General features: G+C 40.5%; 14 protein-coding genes and 1 tRNA gene. 10 read left to right on the plus strand and 5 right to left on the minus strand.

Features of this window, described 5'->3' with window-relative positions:
* Positions 1-44: 44 nt before the first annotated feature.
* Positions 45-1,388 carry a Trk system potassium transporter TrkA gene (gene trkA / locus V6R21_RS31585; RefSeq protein ID WP_334247469.1) on the minus strand — a complete coding sequence of 448 codons (1,344 nt, stop codon included), beginning with the start codon at positions 1,386-1,388 and terminating at the stop codon, positions 45-47.
* A gap of 335 nt (positions 1,389-1,723) precedes the next feature.
* Here trkA and purE point away from each other — a divergent pair, with 335 nt between their 5' ends.
* Both purE and dnaK read left to right on the plus strand, forming a co-directional pair.
* Positions 1,724-2,236 (plus strand): 5-(carboxyamino)imidazole ribonucleotide mutase, encoded by a 513-nt coding sequence (gene purE / locus V6R21_RS31590; protein WP_334247470.1) that lies wholly within the window; start codon positions 1,724-1,726, stop codon positions 2,234-2,236.
* 280 nt (positions 2,237-2,516) lie between these two features.
* Positions 2,517-4,451: a molecular chaperone DnaK gene (dnaK, locus tag V6R21_RS31595; protein ID WP_334247471.1), complete on the plus strand. Its 1,935-nt coding sequence runs from the start codon at positions 2,517-2,519 to the stop codon at positions 4,449-4,451.
* A gap of 76 nt (positions 4,452-4,527) precedes the next feature.
* On the opposite strand, the gene V6R21_RS31600 is transcribed toward dnaK, so the two are convergent.
* Positions 4,528-5,586: a Gfo/Idh/MocA family oxidoreductase gene (locus V6R21_RS31600; protein ID WP_334247472.1), complete on the minus strand. Its 1,059-nt coding sequence runs from the start codon at positions 5,584-5,586 to the stop codon at positions 4,528-4,530.
* Positions 5,587-5,843: 257 nt separating this feature from the next.
* Between V6R21_RS31600 and V6R21_RS31605 the strand changes: the two genes are divergently transcribed.
* The 7 genes from V6R21_RS31605 to V6R21_RS31635 all read left to right on the plus strand — a co-directional run bounded on the left by V6R21_RS31605 (position 5,844) and on the right by V6R21_RS31635 (position 10,325).
* Entirely contained in the window at positions 5,844-7,082 is a 1,239-nt protein-coding gene (locus tag V6R21_RS31605; protein ID WP_334247473.1) for an ADP-ribose polymerase, read from the plus strand.
* A gap of 115 nt (positions 7,083-7,197) precedes the next feature.
* Entirely contained in the window at positions 7,198-7,467 is a 270-nt protein-coding gene (locus V6R21_RS31610; RefSeq protein WP_334247474.1) for a hypothetical protein, read from the plus strand.
* Positions 7,468-7,550: 83 nt separating this feature from the next.
* Positions 7,551-7,638 (plus strand) — tRNA-Ser (locus V6R21_RS31615).
* A gap of 144 nt (positions 7,639-7,782) precedes the next feature.
* Positions 7,783-8,700, plus strand: coding sequence for a carbon-nitrogen hydrolase family protein (locus V6R21_RS31620; RefSeq protein ID WP_334247475.1), 918 nt, complete (start codon positions 7,783-7,785; stop codon positions 8,698-8,700).
* Between the two features lie 60 nt (positions 8,701-8,760).
* Positions 8,761-9,285 (plus strand): GNAT family N-acetyltransferase, encoded by a 525-nt coding sequence (locus V6R21_RS31625; protein WP_334247476.1) that lies wholly within the window; start codon positions 8,761-8,763, stop codon positions 9,283-9,285.
* Positions 9,286-9,298: 13 nt separating this feature from the next.
* Entirely contained in the window at positions 9,299-9,826 is a 528-nt protein-coding gene (locus V6R21_RS31630; protein WP_334247477.1) for a GNAT family N-acetyltransferase, read from the plus strand.
* Positions 9,827-9,842: 16 nt separating this feature from the next.
* Positions 9,843-10,325, plus strand: a complete 483-nt coding sequence (locus V6R21_RS31635) for a P-loop NTPase family protein (RefSeq protein WP_334247478.1) — start codon at positions 9,843-9,845, stop codon at positions 10,323-10,325.
* A 316-nt stretch (positions 10,326-10,641) separates the two neighbouring features.
* Here the strand turns inward: V6R21_RS31635 and hflC are convergent, their stop codons facing one another.
* The 3 genes from hflC to V6R21_RS31650 form a co-directional block, all read right to left on the minus strand.
* Positions 10,642-11,586 (minus strand): protease modulator HflC, encoded by a 945-nt coding sequence (gene hflC / locus V6R21_RS31640; protein WP_334247479.1) that lies wholly within the window; start codon positions 11,584-11,586, stop codon positions 10,642-10,644.
* Entirely contained in the window at positions 11,583-12,566 is a 984-nt protein-coding gene (hflK, locus tag V6R21_RS31645; RefSeq protein WP_334247480.1) for an FtsH protease activity modulator HflK, read from the minus strand. The genes hflC and hflK overlap by 4 nt, the downstream gene beginning before the upstream one ends.
* A gap of 194 nt (positions 12,567-12,760) precedes the next feature.
* Complete coding sequence (locus tag V6R21_RS31650; protein ID WP_334247481.1) at positions 12,761-14,452, minus strand: hydrogenase maturation protein; 1,692 nt, start codon at positions 14,450-14,452, stop codon at positions 12,761-12,763.
* Positions 14,453-14,845: 393 nt separating this feature from the next.
* Here V6R21_RS31650 and clpB point away from each other — a divergent pair, with 393 nt between their 5' ends.
* Positions 14,846-17,482 (plus strand): ATP-dependent chaperone ClpB, encoded by a 2,637-nt coding sequence (gene clpB, locus V6R21_RS31655; protein ID WP_334247482.1) that lies wholly within the window; start codon positions 14,846-14,848, stop codon positions 17,480-17,482.
* Positions 17,483-17,497: the final 15 nt, after the last annotated feature.

Consider the following 17,497-nt stretch of genomic DNA (forward strand, 5'->3'; position numbering starts at 1 on the left):
AAGCGGATGTCCAGTATATAGGTCATAAGTGGACCTTAAATCTGTTATTTGAAAAATTCTTCTACTTTTCTGATACATTCAGGTTTGCTAAGTACAACAACCCTGTCATAAGGATAAAAAAGGAAGTCTCCTTTTGGAATGTGGGCTTTACCTTTCCTGATGATGCCACCAATAATGGCAGTTTTAGGGAAGTCAAGCTCTGAAAGAGGCTTTTCTGTGATCGCAGCACCTTCGTTGACCACAAACTCAAGGACTTCAGCATCCACTCCGTGGATACTTGTAAGAGAAAGAATCTCACCTCTACGAATATAGCGGAAAATAAAGTTGGCAGCAATCAGCTTCTTATTGATGAGGGTATCCACTCCAATGTTCTGTGACAGGTGGATATAATCCATGTTTTCAACTAGGGCGATTGTTTTTCGAACCCCGTGGTTTTTAGCAACCAGACTGGAAATGATATTGGTTTCCGAGTCTCCTGTTACGGCAATAAATGCATCAACATTCTCGATACCTTCTTCTTCGAGAAGTTCTACATTTCGCCCATCCCCATTGATGACAAGTGTATTGGGCAGTAAGTCTGCAAGTTCAAAACACTTTTCCTTATTCTTCTCAATCAGGATGATATTGTATTTATAGCTCAGTGACCTTGCTGCATAGTAACCAACACGGCTACCGCCCAGAATCATGATGCTTTTGATTTTTTTCTCAAGCTTTTTACCTGTAAGCTGTAGTACTCTTTCTACCCCTTCAGGCTTGGCGATATAGTAAGCATGGTCTCCAGCCTCAAAACGGGTGTCTCCTCTAGGAATCAGTGTTTCGTTATTGCGAAGCACAGCTACAGTAAGGAAATCAAAATAAGGATTGAGATAGGCAGTTTCCTTCAAGGTTTTGTTATGAAGGTGATCCGCTTCTTCAATCGAGATACCGATTAGGGAAAGTAAACCTCTCTCAAACTCAAAAGTATCGGTGATGGCAGCTTCTTTCAGCAGCCTTTTTACCTCTTTTGTTGCCAGCAGTTCAGGCGAAATCAACTCGTCTATGCCTAGTTTACGCATATCAAAGCGATCTCTGTTTTGCAGGAATTCACTGTTATTGATCCTTGCAATCGTACGCTTGGCGCCCATCTGCTTACCAAGAGATGCCGTCAAAAGATTGTTTTCTTCTGATGCCGTTACTGTAATCAGCATGTCGGCTTTATTTACTTTGGCTTGCTCAAGCACCATAAATGAACTTGATGAGCCTTTTACAGTGGCAACATCAAGGTGCTGAGAAGCGTGAAGGAGGCGGTCTCCATCTACATCAACCAGTGTGATATCCTGACTCTCATTAGCGAGGAGCTTGGCAAGGTGGAACCCTACGTCTCCTGCGCCCGCGATAACGATTTTCACAGAATAATTATTTTAGTGGCAAAGATTTTCTATGACGGCACAAATATAATCACCTTCATCAATGTTTATATACATTATCTCTATTGGATTTAAGAAGATGACCTAAATCCTCTCTTTGGGTGTCTAATAAGCCGATATAATGACCTTCTATTAAGGTTTGACAACAAATTCCTTGTATGAATTTTGCAAAACATACTTACTATCCCATAGTTTTGTCGTGAAAATGCACTCTGTATGTCTTTTGATGGTTTTATTTTCAGAAGATCAAAGGGTTATAGATATAAATTTTGCTCAATGGGAAATTGCATATTTCCAAATGCTAACCATAACAAATCATGAAAGTAGGAATAATTATGGGCAGCCAGTCTGACTTGAAAGTAATGTCTGATGCTGCTGAGGTCTTAGAAAAATTAGGCGTAGACTTTGAAGTTACCATCGTATCTGCACACCGTACTCCAGATCGTCTTTTTGAATATGCAAAGTCTGCACGTGCAAAAGGAATTAATGTAATCATCGCAGGGGCGGGTGGTGCTGCTCATTTGCCAGGTATGGTAGCTTCTATGACTACACTGCCAGTAATTGGTGTGCCTGTGAAGTCAAGTAACTCAATTGATGGTTGGGACTCTGTACTTTCTATCCTACAGATGCCAGGTGGTGTTCCTGTAGCAACAGTTGCTCTGGACGGTGCAAAGAATGCAGGTATTCTCGCTGCTCAGATTTTAGGTTCTTTTGATGAGAAAATCGCAGAAAACCTGAAAGAGTATAAGCAGGAAATGCACGATAAGGTAATTGAAAGTGCTGAAGATATTGAGCAAAATGGTTGGAGACCAAAGAAAATGGGCTTCTAATTTAAGATAGACCTCTTTATTGTTAGGCTAAGACGTCAGTGACTGTGTAAGAACAGTTACTGACGTTTTTTTGTGCCTGACCCCGACATCTTGACAAATGGAATGTCAGAAAAATACTATTTCCTGTCACTCTTTCTTCTCTTCAATGTCACAAATCTTCCTACTTTCTGACATTATGTCATGTAAATTCTGTTGGCACAGCTGTTGTCTAAAGGTTAGGCGTAAAGAAATTTACTGGATTTGAAAATTTAAGAGAACAACAAAATAATATAGATCAATCATGGGAAAAATCATCGGCATTGACTTGGGTACAACCAACTCTTGCGTTTCCGTAATGGAAGGTAACGAAGCAGTTGTAATTCCTAACTCTGAAGGTAGAAGAACAACTCCTTCAGTAGTGGCGTTTTTGGATAATGGAGAAAGAAAGGTAGGTGACCCTGCAAAACGTCAGGCCATCACTAACCCTAAGCACACTGTATCTTCTATCAAGCGTTTCATGGGTAGAAAATACTCTGAAGTGACAGGTGAGATCGAGCAAATCGCTTACCAAGTGGCAGAAGGACCAAACGATACACCAAGAGTTAAAATCGAAGATAAATTATATACACCTCAAGAAGTTTCTGCGATTGTACTTCAGAAAATGAAGAAAACAGCAGAGGACTACTTGGGTACTGAAGTATCAGAAGCGGTAATTACAGTTCCTGCATACTTTAACGATGCACAGCGTCAAGCAACTAAAGAGGCTGGTGAAATTGCTGGTCTGCAAGTAAAACGTATCATCAACGAGCCAACTGCCGCAGCACTTGCATACGGTATGGACAAGATGGACGGTGACAAGAAAATCGCAGTATTTGACCTTGGTGGTGGTACTTTCGATATCTCGATCCTTGAATTGGGTGACGGTGTATTTGAGGTACTTTCAACAAATGGTGATACACACCTTGGTGGTGATGACTTTGATAAAGTACTGATCGACTGGTTGGCTGAAGAGTTCAAGAAAGATCACCCAACTATCGACCTGAGAAAAGATCCTATGGCGATGCAACGTCTGAAAGAAGCTGCTGAGAAAGCGAAAATCGAGCTTTCTTCATCTTCTTCTACAGAGATCAACCTGCCATACATCATGCCAGTTGATGGTGTACCACAACACTTGGTGAAGTCACTGTCAAGAGCAAAATTCGAGCAATTGGCTGACGATCTGGTACGTCGTTCAATGGAACCTTGTAAGAGAGCACTGCAAGATGCAGGTCTTTCTACTTCAGATATCGATGACGTAATCTTGGTAGGTGGTTCAACTCGTATCCCTAGAGTTCAAGAGGAAGTAGAAAAATTCTTCGGCAAGAAGCCATCTAAAGGTGTAAACCCTGATGAGGTAGTAGCAACTGGTGCCGCTATCCAAGGTGGTGTATTGACAGGTGAAGTAAAAGACGTTCTTCTGTTGGACGTAACGCCGCTTTCATTGGGTATCGAAACAATGGGTGGTGTATTCACTAAACTGATCGAGTCAAACACGACAATCCCTACGAAGAAGTCACAGGTATTCTCAACTGCTGCTGACAACCAGCCGTCTGTAGAGATCCACGTAGTACAGGGTGAGCGTCCAATGGCAAACGATAACAAAACGATTGGTAGATTCCACTTGGATGGTATTCCACCAGCACCAAGAGGTGTACCTCAAATCGAAGTAACATTTGACATTGATGCCAACGGTATCATCCACGTATCAGCGAAAGACAAAGGTACTAACAAGGAGCAAAGCATCCGTATTGAGGCTTCTTCTGGTCTGACTGAGGAGGAAATCCAAAGAATGAGACAGGAAGCTGAAGCGAATGCTGATGCTGACAACGCTGCCAAAGAAAAAGTGGAAAAACTGAATAACGCAGATGCGATGATTTTCCAAACTGAAAAGCAGCTGAAAGAATATGGCGACAAGCTTTCTGAAGGTAACAAGTCGGCTATCGAAACGGCTCTGAAAGACCTGAAAGAAGCTCACCAAGCGCAGGATGTTGCTAAAATCGATACTGCACTGGAAGCTATGAACGCTGCATGGCAGGCAGCTTCTCAGGAAATGTATCAGGCTAGTGGCGATGCTGGAGCAGCAGGTGCTGACCCTAATGCTGCGGGTGCAGGAGGAGCAGGTGCTGAAGGTGCCAATGCTAATGCTGGCGGCAAGGATGATGACGTAACTGATGTTGACTTCGAAGAAGTGAAATAATACGGATACACATCACAATGATATATTGCTTAAATGCACAAAGCCTCCCCATTAATCTTGGGGAGGCTTTTATTTTTTATTCGAAAGAAATGACTCTTTGTTCCTGATGGCTTAAATAGGCTAGCTCAATAATACTGATTACGTTACGGGCTTGCTCTCCACTAACAGCGATCTCTTCTGTCCCTCTAATGGCCCCCGCAAGGTTTTTATATAGCTTTCTATAGTCTCCTTTTTCACTTTCAATACTTCCTTTAAAATGAAGGCCTTTGAAAGTGGTGTTCAATGTTCCCCAATTTTCTATAGGTTCAGTCCCCCAATTAGCATCATCATTAGGTTTTTTTCCTTTGCCTAAAAGTTCCTCCTGAACATCCATTCCTGACTTGATAAATGTGCCTTCCCTACCATAAATACTGTAGCGAGGCCCCGTTTCACGGACAAGCATACCAGCTTTAAGGGTTACCTTCTTGTCATTATAGGATAAAATAACCTCAAAGTTATCCACAACGGGTGAGTGTTCTCGCTGCATTCTTAAGTCAGCATAAACACTTTTGGGTAAACCAAAAAGCGAAAGAGCCTGATCAATCAGGTGACTACCCAAGTCATAAAGAATACCCGACCCTGACACCGTAGTTTCTTTCCATGCGCCCTCCTTTACATAATTGCGAAAGCGGTCAAAGTGTGCTTCATACTCCATGATTTCGCCGAGTACTTCAGACTTAACCAGTTTTTGGATAGTCAGGAAGTCGCTATCCCAACGTCTATTATGGTTCACAGTGATAATCCGTTCTTGCTGCTTCGCTAAAGCTATTAGCTGGTCGGCTTCGTCAGTAGTGACAGTGAAAGGCTTTTCTACGATTACATGTTTGTGATGCTTAAGTGCATCACTTGCTAGTGAGAAGTGTAAGTGGTTTGGTGTGGCAATGACGACCAACTCAATATTTTGATCCTCTAGAATCGAATCATAAGAAGTGACAACCTCTGCATTAGGATAATGCACCTGAGCAAAAGCAGTATGCTGAGGGTTTGAGGTCATGATCTTTGTGATGGAAAACTCTTCAAGACTACTAAGGATTGGTGCGTGGAAAACTTTACCACCCAATCCGAATCCAACTATGGCTACATTGATTCTCTTCATATCAGTTTCTGTTTATCTCTAAATAGGCTATAAACTTAACCTGTTTATACTGCTGCTGTTTGAATTCTATCTTCAGAAATGCATTTATATTTTCAGAATCCACTTCCTTTTGTGTGTCTTCTTAAATTTTTTCGAAAAAAAATCACCCCATACTTCCTTTACGGTCTGCGCTAACATCTTTGTAATATCAAAAAGAGAGAGGGACGGCATTGAGGAGATAAGGTATATGTAAAACCAAAACTCAAATTACTGGTATTATGGAAGCAACAGCTCAAAAACTTAGAACTTGTAAACTTATTATGGTGACATCCAACAATAATAATAAGTACTATGAAATGAGGGAAGATACTTCGCATGACACCTTTACAGTTCTCTACGGTAGAGTTGGTGGTAGAAGCTCAAAGGCTACTTACAACATTTCGCAGTGGGATACTAAATACAATGAAAAAATCCGAAAGGGTTATAAAGACCAGACCCATCTTTTTGCAGAAACCAAGGAAGACTCAATTGAACTAGCGGATATCGATGATGCAGTAGTAGAGCAGTTGGTGAAAGAACTAATGGCTTATGCTAGCAAGTCAATCAGCTATAACTATAACGTAACAGCAGATCAGGTAACTGAAAAGCAGGTAGCACAGGCACAGGCAATATTGGATGAATTGGTAGCCAAAGTGGAAGAGAATATGGATATCAATGCTTTTAATACTTCGTTGTTGGAGCTTTACCAAATTATCCCACGTAAGATGGGGAATGTTAAAGAGCATTTACTCAAGGAAATCGATACGCCAGCCGCTTTAGAAGAGGTACAGCAAATGCTGAATACAGAGCAGGAAACGTTGGATGTCATGCGTGGACAGGTACAGATCAATGAGCAGAAGAAAGAAGCCATTGAAGAAAAACAAAGCATTAACCTGTTGGAAGCAATGGGCTTGAGAATTGAGCAGGAAAATGATCCAAAAGTAATCAAAACGATTATGAAGAAAATGGATGACCAGTCTACTCGCTTCAAACGTGCTTATAAAGTGATAAACCTGCGTACTCAAAAGAAATTTGACCAGTTCCTGAGTGAAAAGAAAAACAAAAAGACAGAGCTTTTCTGGCATGGTAGCCGAAATGAGAACTGGATGTCAATTATGGAAAATGGTTTGGTGTTGAGACCAGCAGCTGTGATCAATGGGAAAATGTTTGGTTATGGACTTTACTTTGCCGACAAATTCCAAAAGTCACTGAATTATACCTCCCTACGAGGAGCTTACTGGACAGGAGGAGGAGAAAACAGAGCTTTTCTGGCACTTTATAATGTACATGTTGGTAACCAAATGAAAATCAAGAAGCACGAGTCTTGGTGTTATGATTTGAACGAAAAGAACTTGAAAGAAAGGAATGAGAAATATGATTCGCTGTATGCTAAGGGAGGTGCTGACCTGATTAATAATGAATACATTGTCTACAATGAAGCACAGTGTACAGTACAGTACCTAGTAGAAGTTCATTAACCCATTTTATACTCAAAGCAGGCAGGGATGCTGTTTACCAGTTCTTTAAAGCCCTTTGGCTACTTTTTTAACTTCTCTGCCAATTTGATTTCTTCACTATAAAATCCTGAATAAGATGATGAAAAGAATTGACCTTGATATTGTAAGAAGAGCAACAGAAGAGTTATTGTTGGACAATATGTATACAACAACGCTGGACGTAAAAAACTATTTGAGAGAGAAAGGTTTCTTTGCTTTACAGGCAGATGTTTCTGATATGATGGACGAGCTTTATCATTTAGGTTTTCTTTGGTTTGAATTTACAGGAGCTTTCAGAATTTACCTGTTTGCAGAGGAGGTTCATCATGGATTGACTGAAGTGTCAGCATATTTGAACGGGGAATAGTACAAAAAAATATACTATCCTTGACAAGGGGGAATAACTTTGTATATTTGCACCCGCAACAAAAATCTATCCGCCATGGATACAGAGAGGTGGCCGAGCGGTTTAAGGCGCACGCCTGGAAAGCGTGTTTACAGCAATGTATCGAGGGTTCGAATCCCTTCCTCTCTGCCAAAGCAAAACGCCTCAGGAAGTCTTAACTTCCTGAGGCGTTTTTTTATGCCCTTCTAACTTGATGATTGTCAGTTTAAATAAGAATATTACTAATATGGCAGTGTATAAACACAAGTAGCTTTAACTGTTCAAAAAAACAGATAGATGATTCTAAAAATAGCGACAAGTCAATTTCCTATCTCAGCTGATATTATAAAAAACAAGGATTATATCCTCAAGCAAATGAGAGAGGCATCGCAGGAAGGTTGTGATGTTATACACTTGCCTGAAGGTAGTTTGTCTGGTTATGCAGGGGTTGATTTTGAAAGTTTTAAAGACTTTGATTGGGCTACATTACTTCAGTCAACAAAGGAAATTATGGCTGAAGCAAAGTCACTTGCCTTATGGGTGATTTTGGGATCTTCCCATAGACTTTCAGGTAACAACAAGCCGCACAATAGTCTTTATATAATCAATGATCGGGGAGATATTGAGGACAGATATGATAAGCTATTTTGTGCAGGTGATGATACGGGAACTGTTGGTGACCTTGCTCATTATTCTTCAGGAAATCATTTTACTACCTTTGAAATTAAGGGTGTAAAGTGTGGCGTATTGATTTGCCATGATTACAGGTACCCCGAACTCTACAGGGAGCTTAAAAAACGACATGTAGAGGTTGTATTCCATTCCTACCATGCAGGTAATATGGATAGCGAACGTCAACGGTTTATGGAATCTCAAATAGGAGAGGCGTATTTTCATTTGAATCCAGGGCGGACATATCCAGAAATTACAATGCCAGCAACCATGATTTCATATGCAGCTAATAATTATGTTTGGATAAGCTGTAGCAATACTTCTGCTCAAGAAAGTTGTTGGGGCAGTTTTATAGTGAGGGCAGATGGAGTGATTGTGGGTAGACAGGAAAAGAATTGTGAAGGAATCTTGTTGACAGAATTTGATACACAACAATCTTATTACGATTCAACACAGTTTTGGCGGGAGAGAGCCATCAATGGAAATTACTTCAGTGGAGAAAAAATTGATGATGAGAGATCCTCTCAGCGCCATTTACTTTGATAGCATTGAGATCATTGAAAGAGACTTATTAAACTAGCACAACGTATTACCAGCACAAAAATGAGTATCACAGTACAGACTGAAAGGCTTCAGCTTTGCGAAGCAACATTGGAGGATGGGAGATTCTTTTATGAATTGCTCAATACACCAAGTTGGATTGAATTTATTGGTGATAGGGGAATTCGGACATTGGAGGATGCTGAAAGTTATATCCAGCAATCATTGATCAGTAGCTATCTGGAGAATGGTTTTGGCCTTTACAAGATGGTACTGAGAGAGAAAAACCAGCCAATTGGATTGTGTGGTTTGGTAAAGCGCTCTGACTTAAAAAAGCCAGATATTGGCTTTGCCATTTTACCTGAATATGAAGGAAAAGGACTTGTCTTTGAAGCAGCCGTAGCAGTGTTGGAGTATGCACGTCAAGTGTTGGGGCAGGATGAGGTTTGGGCTATCACGACCGAAGAAAACCTGAAGTCACGAAGACTGATAGAACGTATCGGGCTTGGGTATGTCAAGCATGTACAGTTTGATGCTGACCAGCAACAATTTCTCCTTTACTCTAACAAAGTAGTCACCCAAAATTGAAGTATTTGATATTATGGAAATCATCAATATATCAATCAGGAAAGTTGGCAGCAATGAAGTTGAGTTTTTGCAGGAACTGGGTAGAAGGACATTTCTGGAAACTTTTGGCGACAGCAATACTAATGAGGATATGGAAGACTACTTATCAGAGAGTTTTGACTATCATAAGCTGAAGGCTGAAGTAGTGCATCCATTGTCTGATTTCTATTTTGCTGAGGTAAATGGAAATGTAGTTGGTTACCTGAAACTGAACTTGGGAGAGGCTCAAACTGAATCAGAATTGCAAAATGCTTGTGAAATTGAGCGGATTTATGTGCTGTCAGAGTATTTAGGGAAAAAAGTTGGACAACAGCTTTTTGAGAAAGCGGTCGCAATTGCCAAGTCTACAAATGTAGAGTGGTTATGGCTAGGTGTTTGGGAACATAACCAGAGAGCTATCCGGTTTTATGAAAAGAATGGGATGGAAGTTTTTGGTCAGCATGTTTTTAAGCTAGGAGAAGATGAACAGACTGACTTGTTGATGAGGTTGGCTTTATATTAATCACAAACTTACTTATATGAGAATTATTCTGCTTGGTAATTCGGGGAGTGGAAAAACATCAATGGCTCGCCAAATAGTCAACAATCAAAATATTCCAATACTCTCGTTGGATGAGGTAGCTTGGAATGCAGGGCCTGCTCGAAAGCCGATTGAAGAGAGTACCAAATTGCTACAGGATTTTATTGATGCCCATGAGCATTGGGTAATTGAGGGGTGTTATGGAGATCTTGTTGAAGCTATTTTACCCTTTTGCTCTGAATTAAGGTTTCTGAATCCAGGCATAGAAACGTGTGTAAAACATTGTCAACTCAGACCTTGGGAACCTGATAAGTTTGATTCGGAAAAGGAACAACGCGCAACGTTGGATTACTTGATTAGTTGGGTGAAAATGTATGAAGAAAGGGATGATGAATATGGGTTGAAAAAACATCGAAAAGTGTTTGATTCTTTCAATGGGGTGAAGAAAGAGTACCTTTCCGTTTCAGAGTACAACCATTAGTTTGAGTAGGGACAAAAAAAAGTTGTGGAAAAATCCATTTATCTAACTTTAACCACTACGGTCAACTTTAAATTTGGTTCTCCCACAACTACTTACTACTCTTCTACTTCTATTTTGATTTTAGCTTCGTTAGAAACTATTCTCACGGACTCTTAGGTCCAATTTTATATTAAAGTGAGTAGTAAAGCTTCTTTAATATCTTTTATAATACTAAAACATGGTGGTTAATAGAATTGTTCCTTTGCAGTGAAAATTTTCAAATATTTTTCAAGAATGCTGTTTATATCGCTAAAAACAGCATTCTGAGTGTATATTTTTATTTCATGTCTTTTAAGAATCTATAAAGCTCACTGTCAGTAGAAAGAATTACAGACGTTTCCTTATTGAAGGTATTCTGAAAAGTTTCCATTGACTTCAGGAAGCCATAAAACTCCCTTGAGCTATTGGTCTGGTCGTAAGCACGAGCATAAATGGCAGCCGCTTCCGCATCAGCCTCGCCTTTGATTCCCTCAGCTTTTCTGAAAGCGTCAGATTGAATTATCTTGAGCTTTTTCTCCTTTTCACCATTGATACGGGAAGCCTCACCTTGTCCTTCAGAACGGAACTTGTCAGCAATTCGGAATCGCTCACTTTTCATTCTTTCATACACTTGTGTTCTAACTTCCTCTACATAGTTGATACGCTTGAAGCGAAAGTCAAGGATCGCAATTCCCAAGTCTTCGGCTTGTTTATTTGCCGACTGTTGTATCATTTGCTGAATCTTGTCTCGACCGACATTAATGACACTAAGTGAATCACCAATCAGCTCACTGATTACGTCTGACTCTACAGGCTGGCGATTGCTGCTACGGACAGTTTCTTCCAAAAGGTGATTGGCTATAAAGTTTCGGGTTTCCCCATCTAGTATATCATCTAGGCGAGATTGTGCGCCGCGCTCATTGGTTAATCGTTTGAAAAACTGTAGTGGGTCAGTAATCTGCCAACGTGCATAAGTATCAACAAAAATGAATTTCTTGTCTTTGGTTGGGATTTGGTTAGGATCTCCATCCCACTCCAGATAGCGTTTATCAAAGTAATTAGCTTTCTGTATAAAAGGGACTTTAAACTGTATACCAGGTTTTGTTACGGCTTCGCCTACAGGTTTACCAAATTGCGTTACCACCACCTGTTCAGTCTCATCTACAACATAAACAGTTTGGAAGAATACAATCAGTACCATTCCAGCCAGAATCAGTGTTCCAATTATTCCTATATGTTTCATTTTTCCTGTTTTTCGTTTTGAAGTTGCATTTGAAGTAATGGCAGTACATTGCTCCCTTTTTCATCTGTAATGATTTTTGACCCAAGTTTTGGTAAAACATCACTCATTGTTTCGAGGTAAATCCTACGCTTGGTTACCTGAGGAGCTTTCGCATACTCTTTATAGAGTGCATTGAATCTGGCAACTTCTCCTTTGGCTGTATTGACACGCTCTGTTGCATAACCTTCAGCTTTTTGAATCGTCTCCTGTGCTTGACCTCTTGCTTTAGGAATAACTTTGTTGTATTCAGATTTAGCTTGGTTGATGAGTGTCGCTTTTTCCTGTTGGGCTTCGTTTACAGCATTGAATGCGGCTTTTACAGGCTCAGGAGGGTTTACGTCCTGTAGCACTACTTGTTCAATCTTGATACCGAGCGAGTATTCTCGACATAGTGACTGAACCAGTTCTTCTAGCTTGCTGGCAATCTCAGTCCTACCAACTGTCAATACCTCGTTGACGGTACGGTCCCCAACGATTTGTCTCATGGCTGACTCTGAAATATCTCGAAGCGTAGTTTCCGGATTTCTTACTTTGAATAAATAGTTGTAAGGATCTTCTATACGGTACTGTACAACCCATTCTACATCTGCAAGGTTTAGGTCGCCAGTGAGCATTAAGGATTCGTCACGAGCCTGATCACTTTCTCTAAATTCAGACCTAACATCCGCTCTTACAGTACGGAAACCAAACTCTTGTTTCTGCTGGCGTTCTACAGGAACTTTGTAAACTTCTTCTATGAAGGGCATCTTAAAGTTAAGACCTGATGGAACGGTTTTCTTGAACTCTCCAAACCGGGTAATAACCCCCACTTCTTCAGGTCCGATCTGAAAGGTACTGCTGGCAATCGCTATTAGTATTGCAACACCCAGTAAAATACTCCCAATCGTTTTTTTGGGGACTTTGGCGTATTGGGATAAGTCATTAAATGGATCTTTTTTCATTTTGTGTTTGAGTAGTAAGTAATCGTGAGTTTATAAAGTTAGCTTTTATTGCTTCAGCTATTGGCATTAGTTAATGTTTAGTAGCCAAAGGGCTATATTGGTTATTCGAATTTCAGCATAAAAAGTTGTACTTAATAAGTGGTGAACATATAAATAAAAAAAGCTGTACCCTTGCAGGTACAGCTTTATCAGGTTTAAATATTGTATTCAGGAGTGTGTGTCGGATGCGAAACACCACAGCTGATTTTGTGAACAAATTGATGTCGGAGAGTGTGATATATGGATTCGGGATCAAAGAAGTTTTGATACATCCTTTCAAGTTCTTTCTTTCGGTATTCTGCTAGTGGTTTTTGTTTTTCGTCAGCTTTCCGTTGGTGATGTTTTATTCTGATTAGCTCTAACCATATATTGTTGGCAGTCATGGATATTGCCCTATTTTTTGTTTCTGATACAAATGAATTGATATCCTTACCAAAAGTATCATTAATAAGGTTTAGTTGTCTGGCATCAAAAGCGCTGATAGGCTCACAGCTTTGTATAATATGTTCTGCTATAATAGGTCCGACTCTTTTGGGTAAAAGGTATGTCCAATATTCGGAGCCAAAAAGTCCCATCTTCTTATAGTGAGGATTAAGTACAACTCCTTCACGGGCAAATACATAATCAGCAGCTAAAGCCAAAATAGCACCTCCTGCTCCAGCATTGCCTTGCATCGCTGATATGGTGATCTGTTTATCAGTTATAATTACTTCTCTCACCAAGTCGTTCATGGCATTGATATTAGCCCATGACTCTTCAGCAGGGCTTAATGCATTTTCGATAAGGTTCAAGTGAATTCCGTTAGACCATATATCCGCATCACCCATTAAGACAACGACCTTTACAGGTAATTGCTTGACAAACTTTAAAGCTTGAATAAGGCGTCTACACTGGTCGGTACCCATTGCCCCATTATAAAAGTCGAAGTGCAGATAGGCAATATTTCCTTCTTTTGTTATTTTGATTTCCTTAAATGTGGGGCGTTGCTGGTAGGTTTCAGTTAGTGAGAGCATTGCGTGGGGAATATGTGTACTTTTATTCCCTATCGCAACAGTGGCAGGTAGTTTAAAGCCTCCTGATTTTTTCTTAAGATGACTGATCCATATGGCGCCATCTTTAGTTCCAATACAGATAGCACCATGTCTTTGTGCCAAAATTTCTTTTGGCTTGCCTTTTAGTTTCCCTTCGAGATGTGCTCCAAACAAGAAATATTCTTCTCCCAAAATATTATCTAACACTCCAGGGTTGCTATCTCCGGCTTTTATTTTTCTGATAATGTCAGCTGATGGAGCGAGCCAATCAATCTTACGGTCTTTGCGCTTGATGGCAGGGTGTAGTTCACCCTTTACATCGGGTTTGGCGTAGTCTAATGGTTCTCCTTGATAGGAAGGGTTGGTAATGAATTTTTCAATGGCTTCTGCTACGCACTCAGTGGCAGCTTGTGCGACTTCATGACGGTAAAGGTTACTTTTTGAGACATCCCGCATAGGAAATGTGCGACTAGCCCAAATATTACCAGCATCCATTTCTTTAGAAGCTTCTACAATAGTGACTCCCCATATTTCTTCTTGCTTCATAATAGCCCAATCCAGTGAAGAAGGCCCTCGATCACCCTTAATTCCAGGGTGGACAATAAGGCATTTGTATTGGCGGTAAATGTTGGAAGGGATAACAGACTTCAAGTATGGAGCAACTATCAAGTCAGGGATGTAATCGTTGATTTCCTTTTCAATTTGAGCTTCATTTTGAAAAACCAGTACTTCTACATCGTGTTTTTTGCTGCGTAAATCAGACCATACTCGTTGACTTAAGCCATTGAAGGCAGTCACTAGCAATAGGATTTTCATAGGTTAGAACTTGGGTTAATAAATTAGGAATCTTGATTTATTAGGTATTGTGTAATGTTATATCGCTAGAAGTAGTAACGTCATATTCACAGGATAGTAAGTGTTAGCTAATGTTTTTTTAAGGTTAATACTGACTGATGATAGATTAATCCGAATTAAGAATAGAAGAGGAGTGTTAAATCAAATTAACTCAAGACAAAATGTCATTATTTTGATATGTAATTTGCTGCTAATCTGACATTTAGTCATTATTGAGGTAGTGGATATTTCTGATTTGTGAAGACTTGTCAGTTTCAGTGATATTTTGCTGGGTTGGACATGACTTTGTTAATAAACAGTCAGAAATAAAAGGTAATAGAAGTAGGTCATTGACCTACCTAAACATATAGCGTTATGAACTTTGATAAGTTTACTATTAAGTCGCAAGAAGTAGTACAGAAAGCAGCTACCATTGCGCAGGGAAATCAGCAACAGGTAATAGAGACTGGTCATTTGTTGAAAGCAATGGTCGGAAATGAAGAAAACCTGTTCTCATTTCTCTTTAAGAAACTTGGAGTGAATCAGGATACCTTTAAAAGTAGGTTGGATAAAGTTGTAGATGGGTATCCTAAGTCGTCGGGTCAAAGCCCTTACTTTTCTAATGATGCTGCTAAGGCGGTACAAGCTGCTCAACAGATTATGGCAGATATGAAAGATGAGTATGTGGCGGTGGAGCATTTGTTAATGGCTATTCTGAAAGGGAATGATCAAGTAGCAAAACTGCTCAAGGATGTTGGTTTTACAGAGGATTATTTAAAGAAAGCGATAGAGGAAGTGAGAGGAGGAAATAAAGTAACAGATCAGAATGCAGAAGCAAAGTACCGTTCTTTGGAAAGGTATTCTCAAAACTTGACTGAATTGGCAAGGCAAGGTAAACTTGACCCTGTAATTGGTCGTGATGAAGAGATTCGCCGTGTATTGCAAATTTTATCACGTCGTACCAAGAATAACCCTATGCTGATTGGTGAACCGGGAGTTGGTAAGACTGCAATTGCAGAGGGGTTAGCACAACGGATCGTGGCAGGAGATATTCCGGAAAACTTGAAGGACATTACACTTTGTGCCTTGGATATGGGTGCTTTGGTGGCGGGAGCCAAATACAAAGGTGAGTTTGAGGAAAGGCTGAAGGCAGTTATCAAGGAAGTGGTAGACTCCGCAGGGCAGATAGTACTGTTTATTGATGAGATTCATACATTGGTAGGTGCTGGAGCCAGTGGAGAGGGCGCTATGGATGCAGCGAACCTTTTGAAGCCGGCTTTGGCAAGAGGTGAGTTACGTTCAATTGGAGCAACTACTCTGAAGGAGTATCAGAAATATATAGAGAAAGACAAGGCGTTGGAACGTCGTTTCCAGACAGTGATGGTAGATGAACCATCTGTTGAAGACACGATTTCCATATTGCGTGGTATAAAAGAAAAGTACGAAGTGCACCATGGTGTACGGATTAAAGATGATGCAATCATTGCGGCAGCAGAACTTTCAAGCCGATATATTTCAGATCGTTTTTTGCCTGATAAGGCAATTGACTTGATGGATGAAGCAGCCTCCCGTATGCGTATTCAGATTGACTCGATGCCTGAATCCATTGATGAGATTCAGCGTAAAGTGATGCAATTGGAGATTGAGCGTGAGGCCATCAGAAGAGAAAACGATAAGGAAAAAGAGGAGCTTCTTTCAAAGGAAATAGCAGACCTTAATGAAAAGCTCAATGCGCTGAAAGCTCGTTGGAAGCATGAGAAGGGAATCATTGAACAGGCTCAAAACTTGAAAAAGGACATTGACCAGTATCGAGTTGAAATTGACCGAGCAAAACGTGAAGGTAACTTTGGTTTGGTTGCGGAGCTGGAGTATGGTAAGATTCCTCAGTCTGAGCAAAAGTTAGAAGAGCTTCAAAAAGAAGTCAAAAAGCTGGAAGAGTCTGGTAGTGTTCTATTGAAGCAGGAGGTGACCTCTGAGGATATCGCAGATGTGGTTTCACGCTGGACGGGTGTTCCGGTGACCAAAATGCTGCAATCTGAGCGAGAGAAACTACTGGATATGGAGACTGGCTTGAGTATGCGAGTGGCTGGTCAAGGAGTCGCCATTGAAGCCATTGCCGATGCGGTAAGGCGAAGCCGAGCAGGTTTGCAAGACCCTCGTCGTCCGATCGGTTCATTCCTTTTCTTAGGTACAACCGGTGTTGGTAAGACAGAGCTAGCTAAAGCTTTGGCGGAGTTCCTGTTCAATGATGAACATGCAATGGTACGTATTGATATGTCGGAGTATCAGGAGCGTCATGCGGTAAGCCGTTTGATTGGAGCACCTCCGGGCTATGTAGGGTATGATGAAGGTGGGCAGCTGACAGAAGCTGTAAGAAGAAAGCCTTATTCAGTGATCTTATTGGATGAGATAGAGAAAGCGCACCCTGATGTATTTAATATCCTATTGCAGGTGCTAGATGATGGTCGTTTGACTGACAACAAGGGTAGGGTAGCTGACTTTAAGAATACCATCATCATTATGACGTCCAATATTGGTTCGCAGATGATTATGGAGGATTTTGCTCTAATTAAGGAGAAAAACCCTGACCCGGATGAGAAGCAGGTATTGCTGGATGCAACGAAGGAGAAAGTGTTTGAGTTATTGAAGCAGTCAGTAAGACCAGAGTTTTTGAACCGTATTGATGAGTTGATCATGTTCAAGCCACTTGAGTTGGATGAGATGAAGAAAATTGCCAAGATTCAGTTTGAGGATATCCGCAAGCGAATGGCACACAATGGACTTCATCTGGAAGCAACAGATAAAGCGCTCAATTATCTGGCAGAGGTAGGTTATGATCCTCAGTTTGGGGCGAGACCACTAAAAAGGGTCATTCAACGATATTTGTTGAACAATCTTTCAAAGTCAATCCTGAAAGGGGATGTCAGTAATGAAGGTACGGTACTGATAGATGTAGAAGACAATAAAATTGTTTTCAAAAATCAGGGTAGCCCAGACAAGTTAGAAGCATAACCTTTTATAATAAAA

Origin of the sequence: Limibacter armeniacum (assembly GCF_036880985.1) — a bacterium.
In the GTDB taxonomy this organism is placed as follows: Bacteria; Bacteroidota; Bacteroidia; order Cytophagales; family Flammeovirgaceae; genus Limibacter; species Limibacter armeniacum.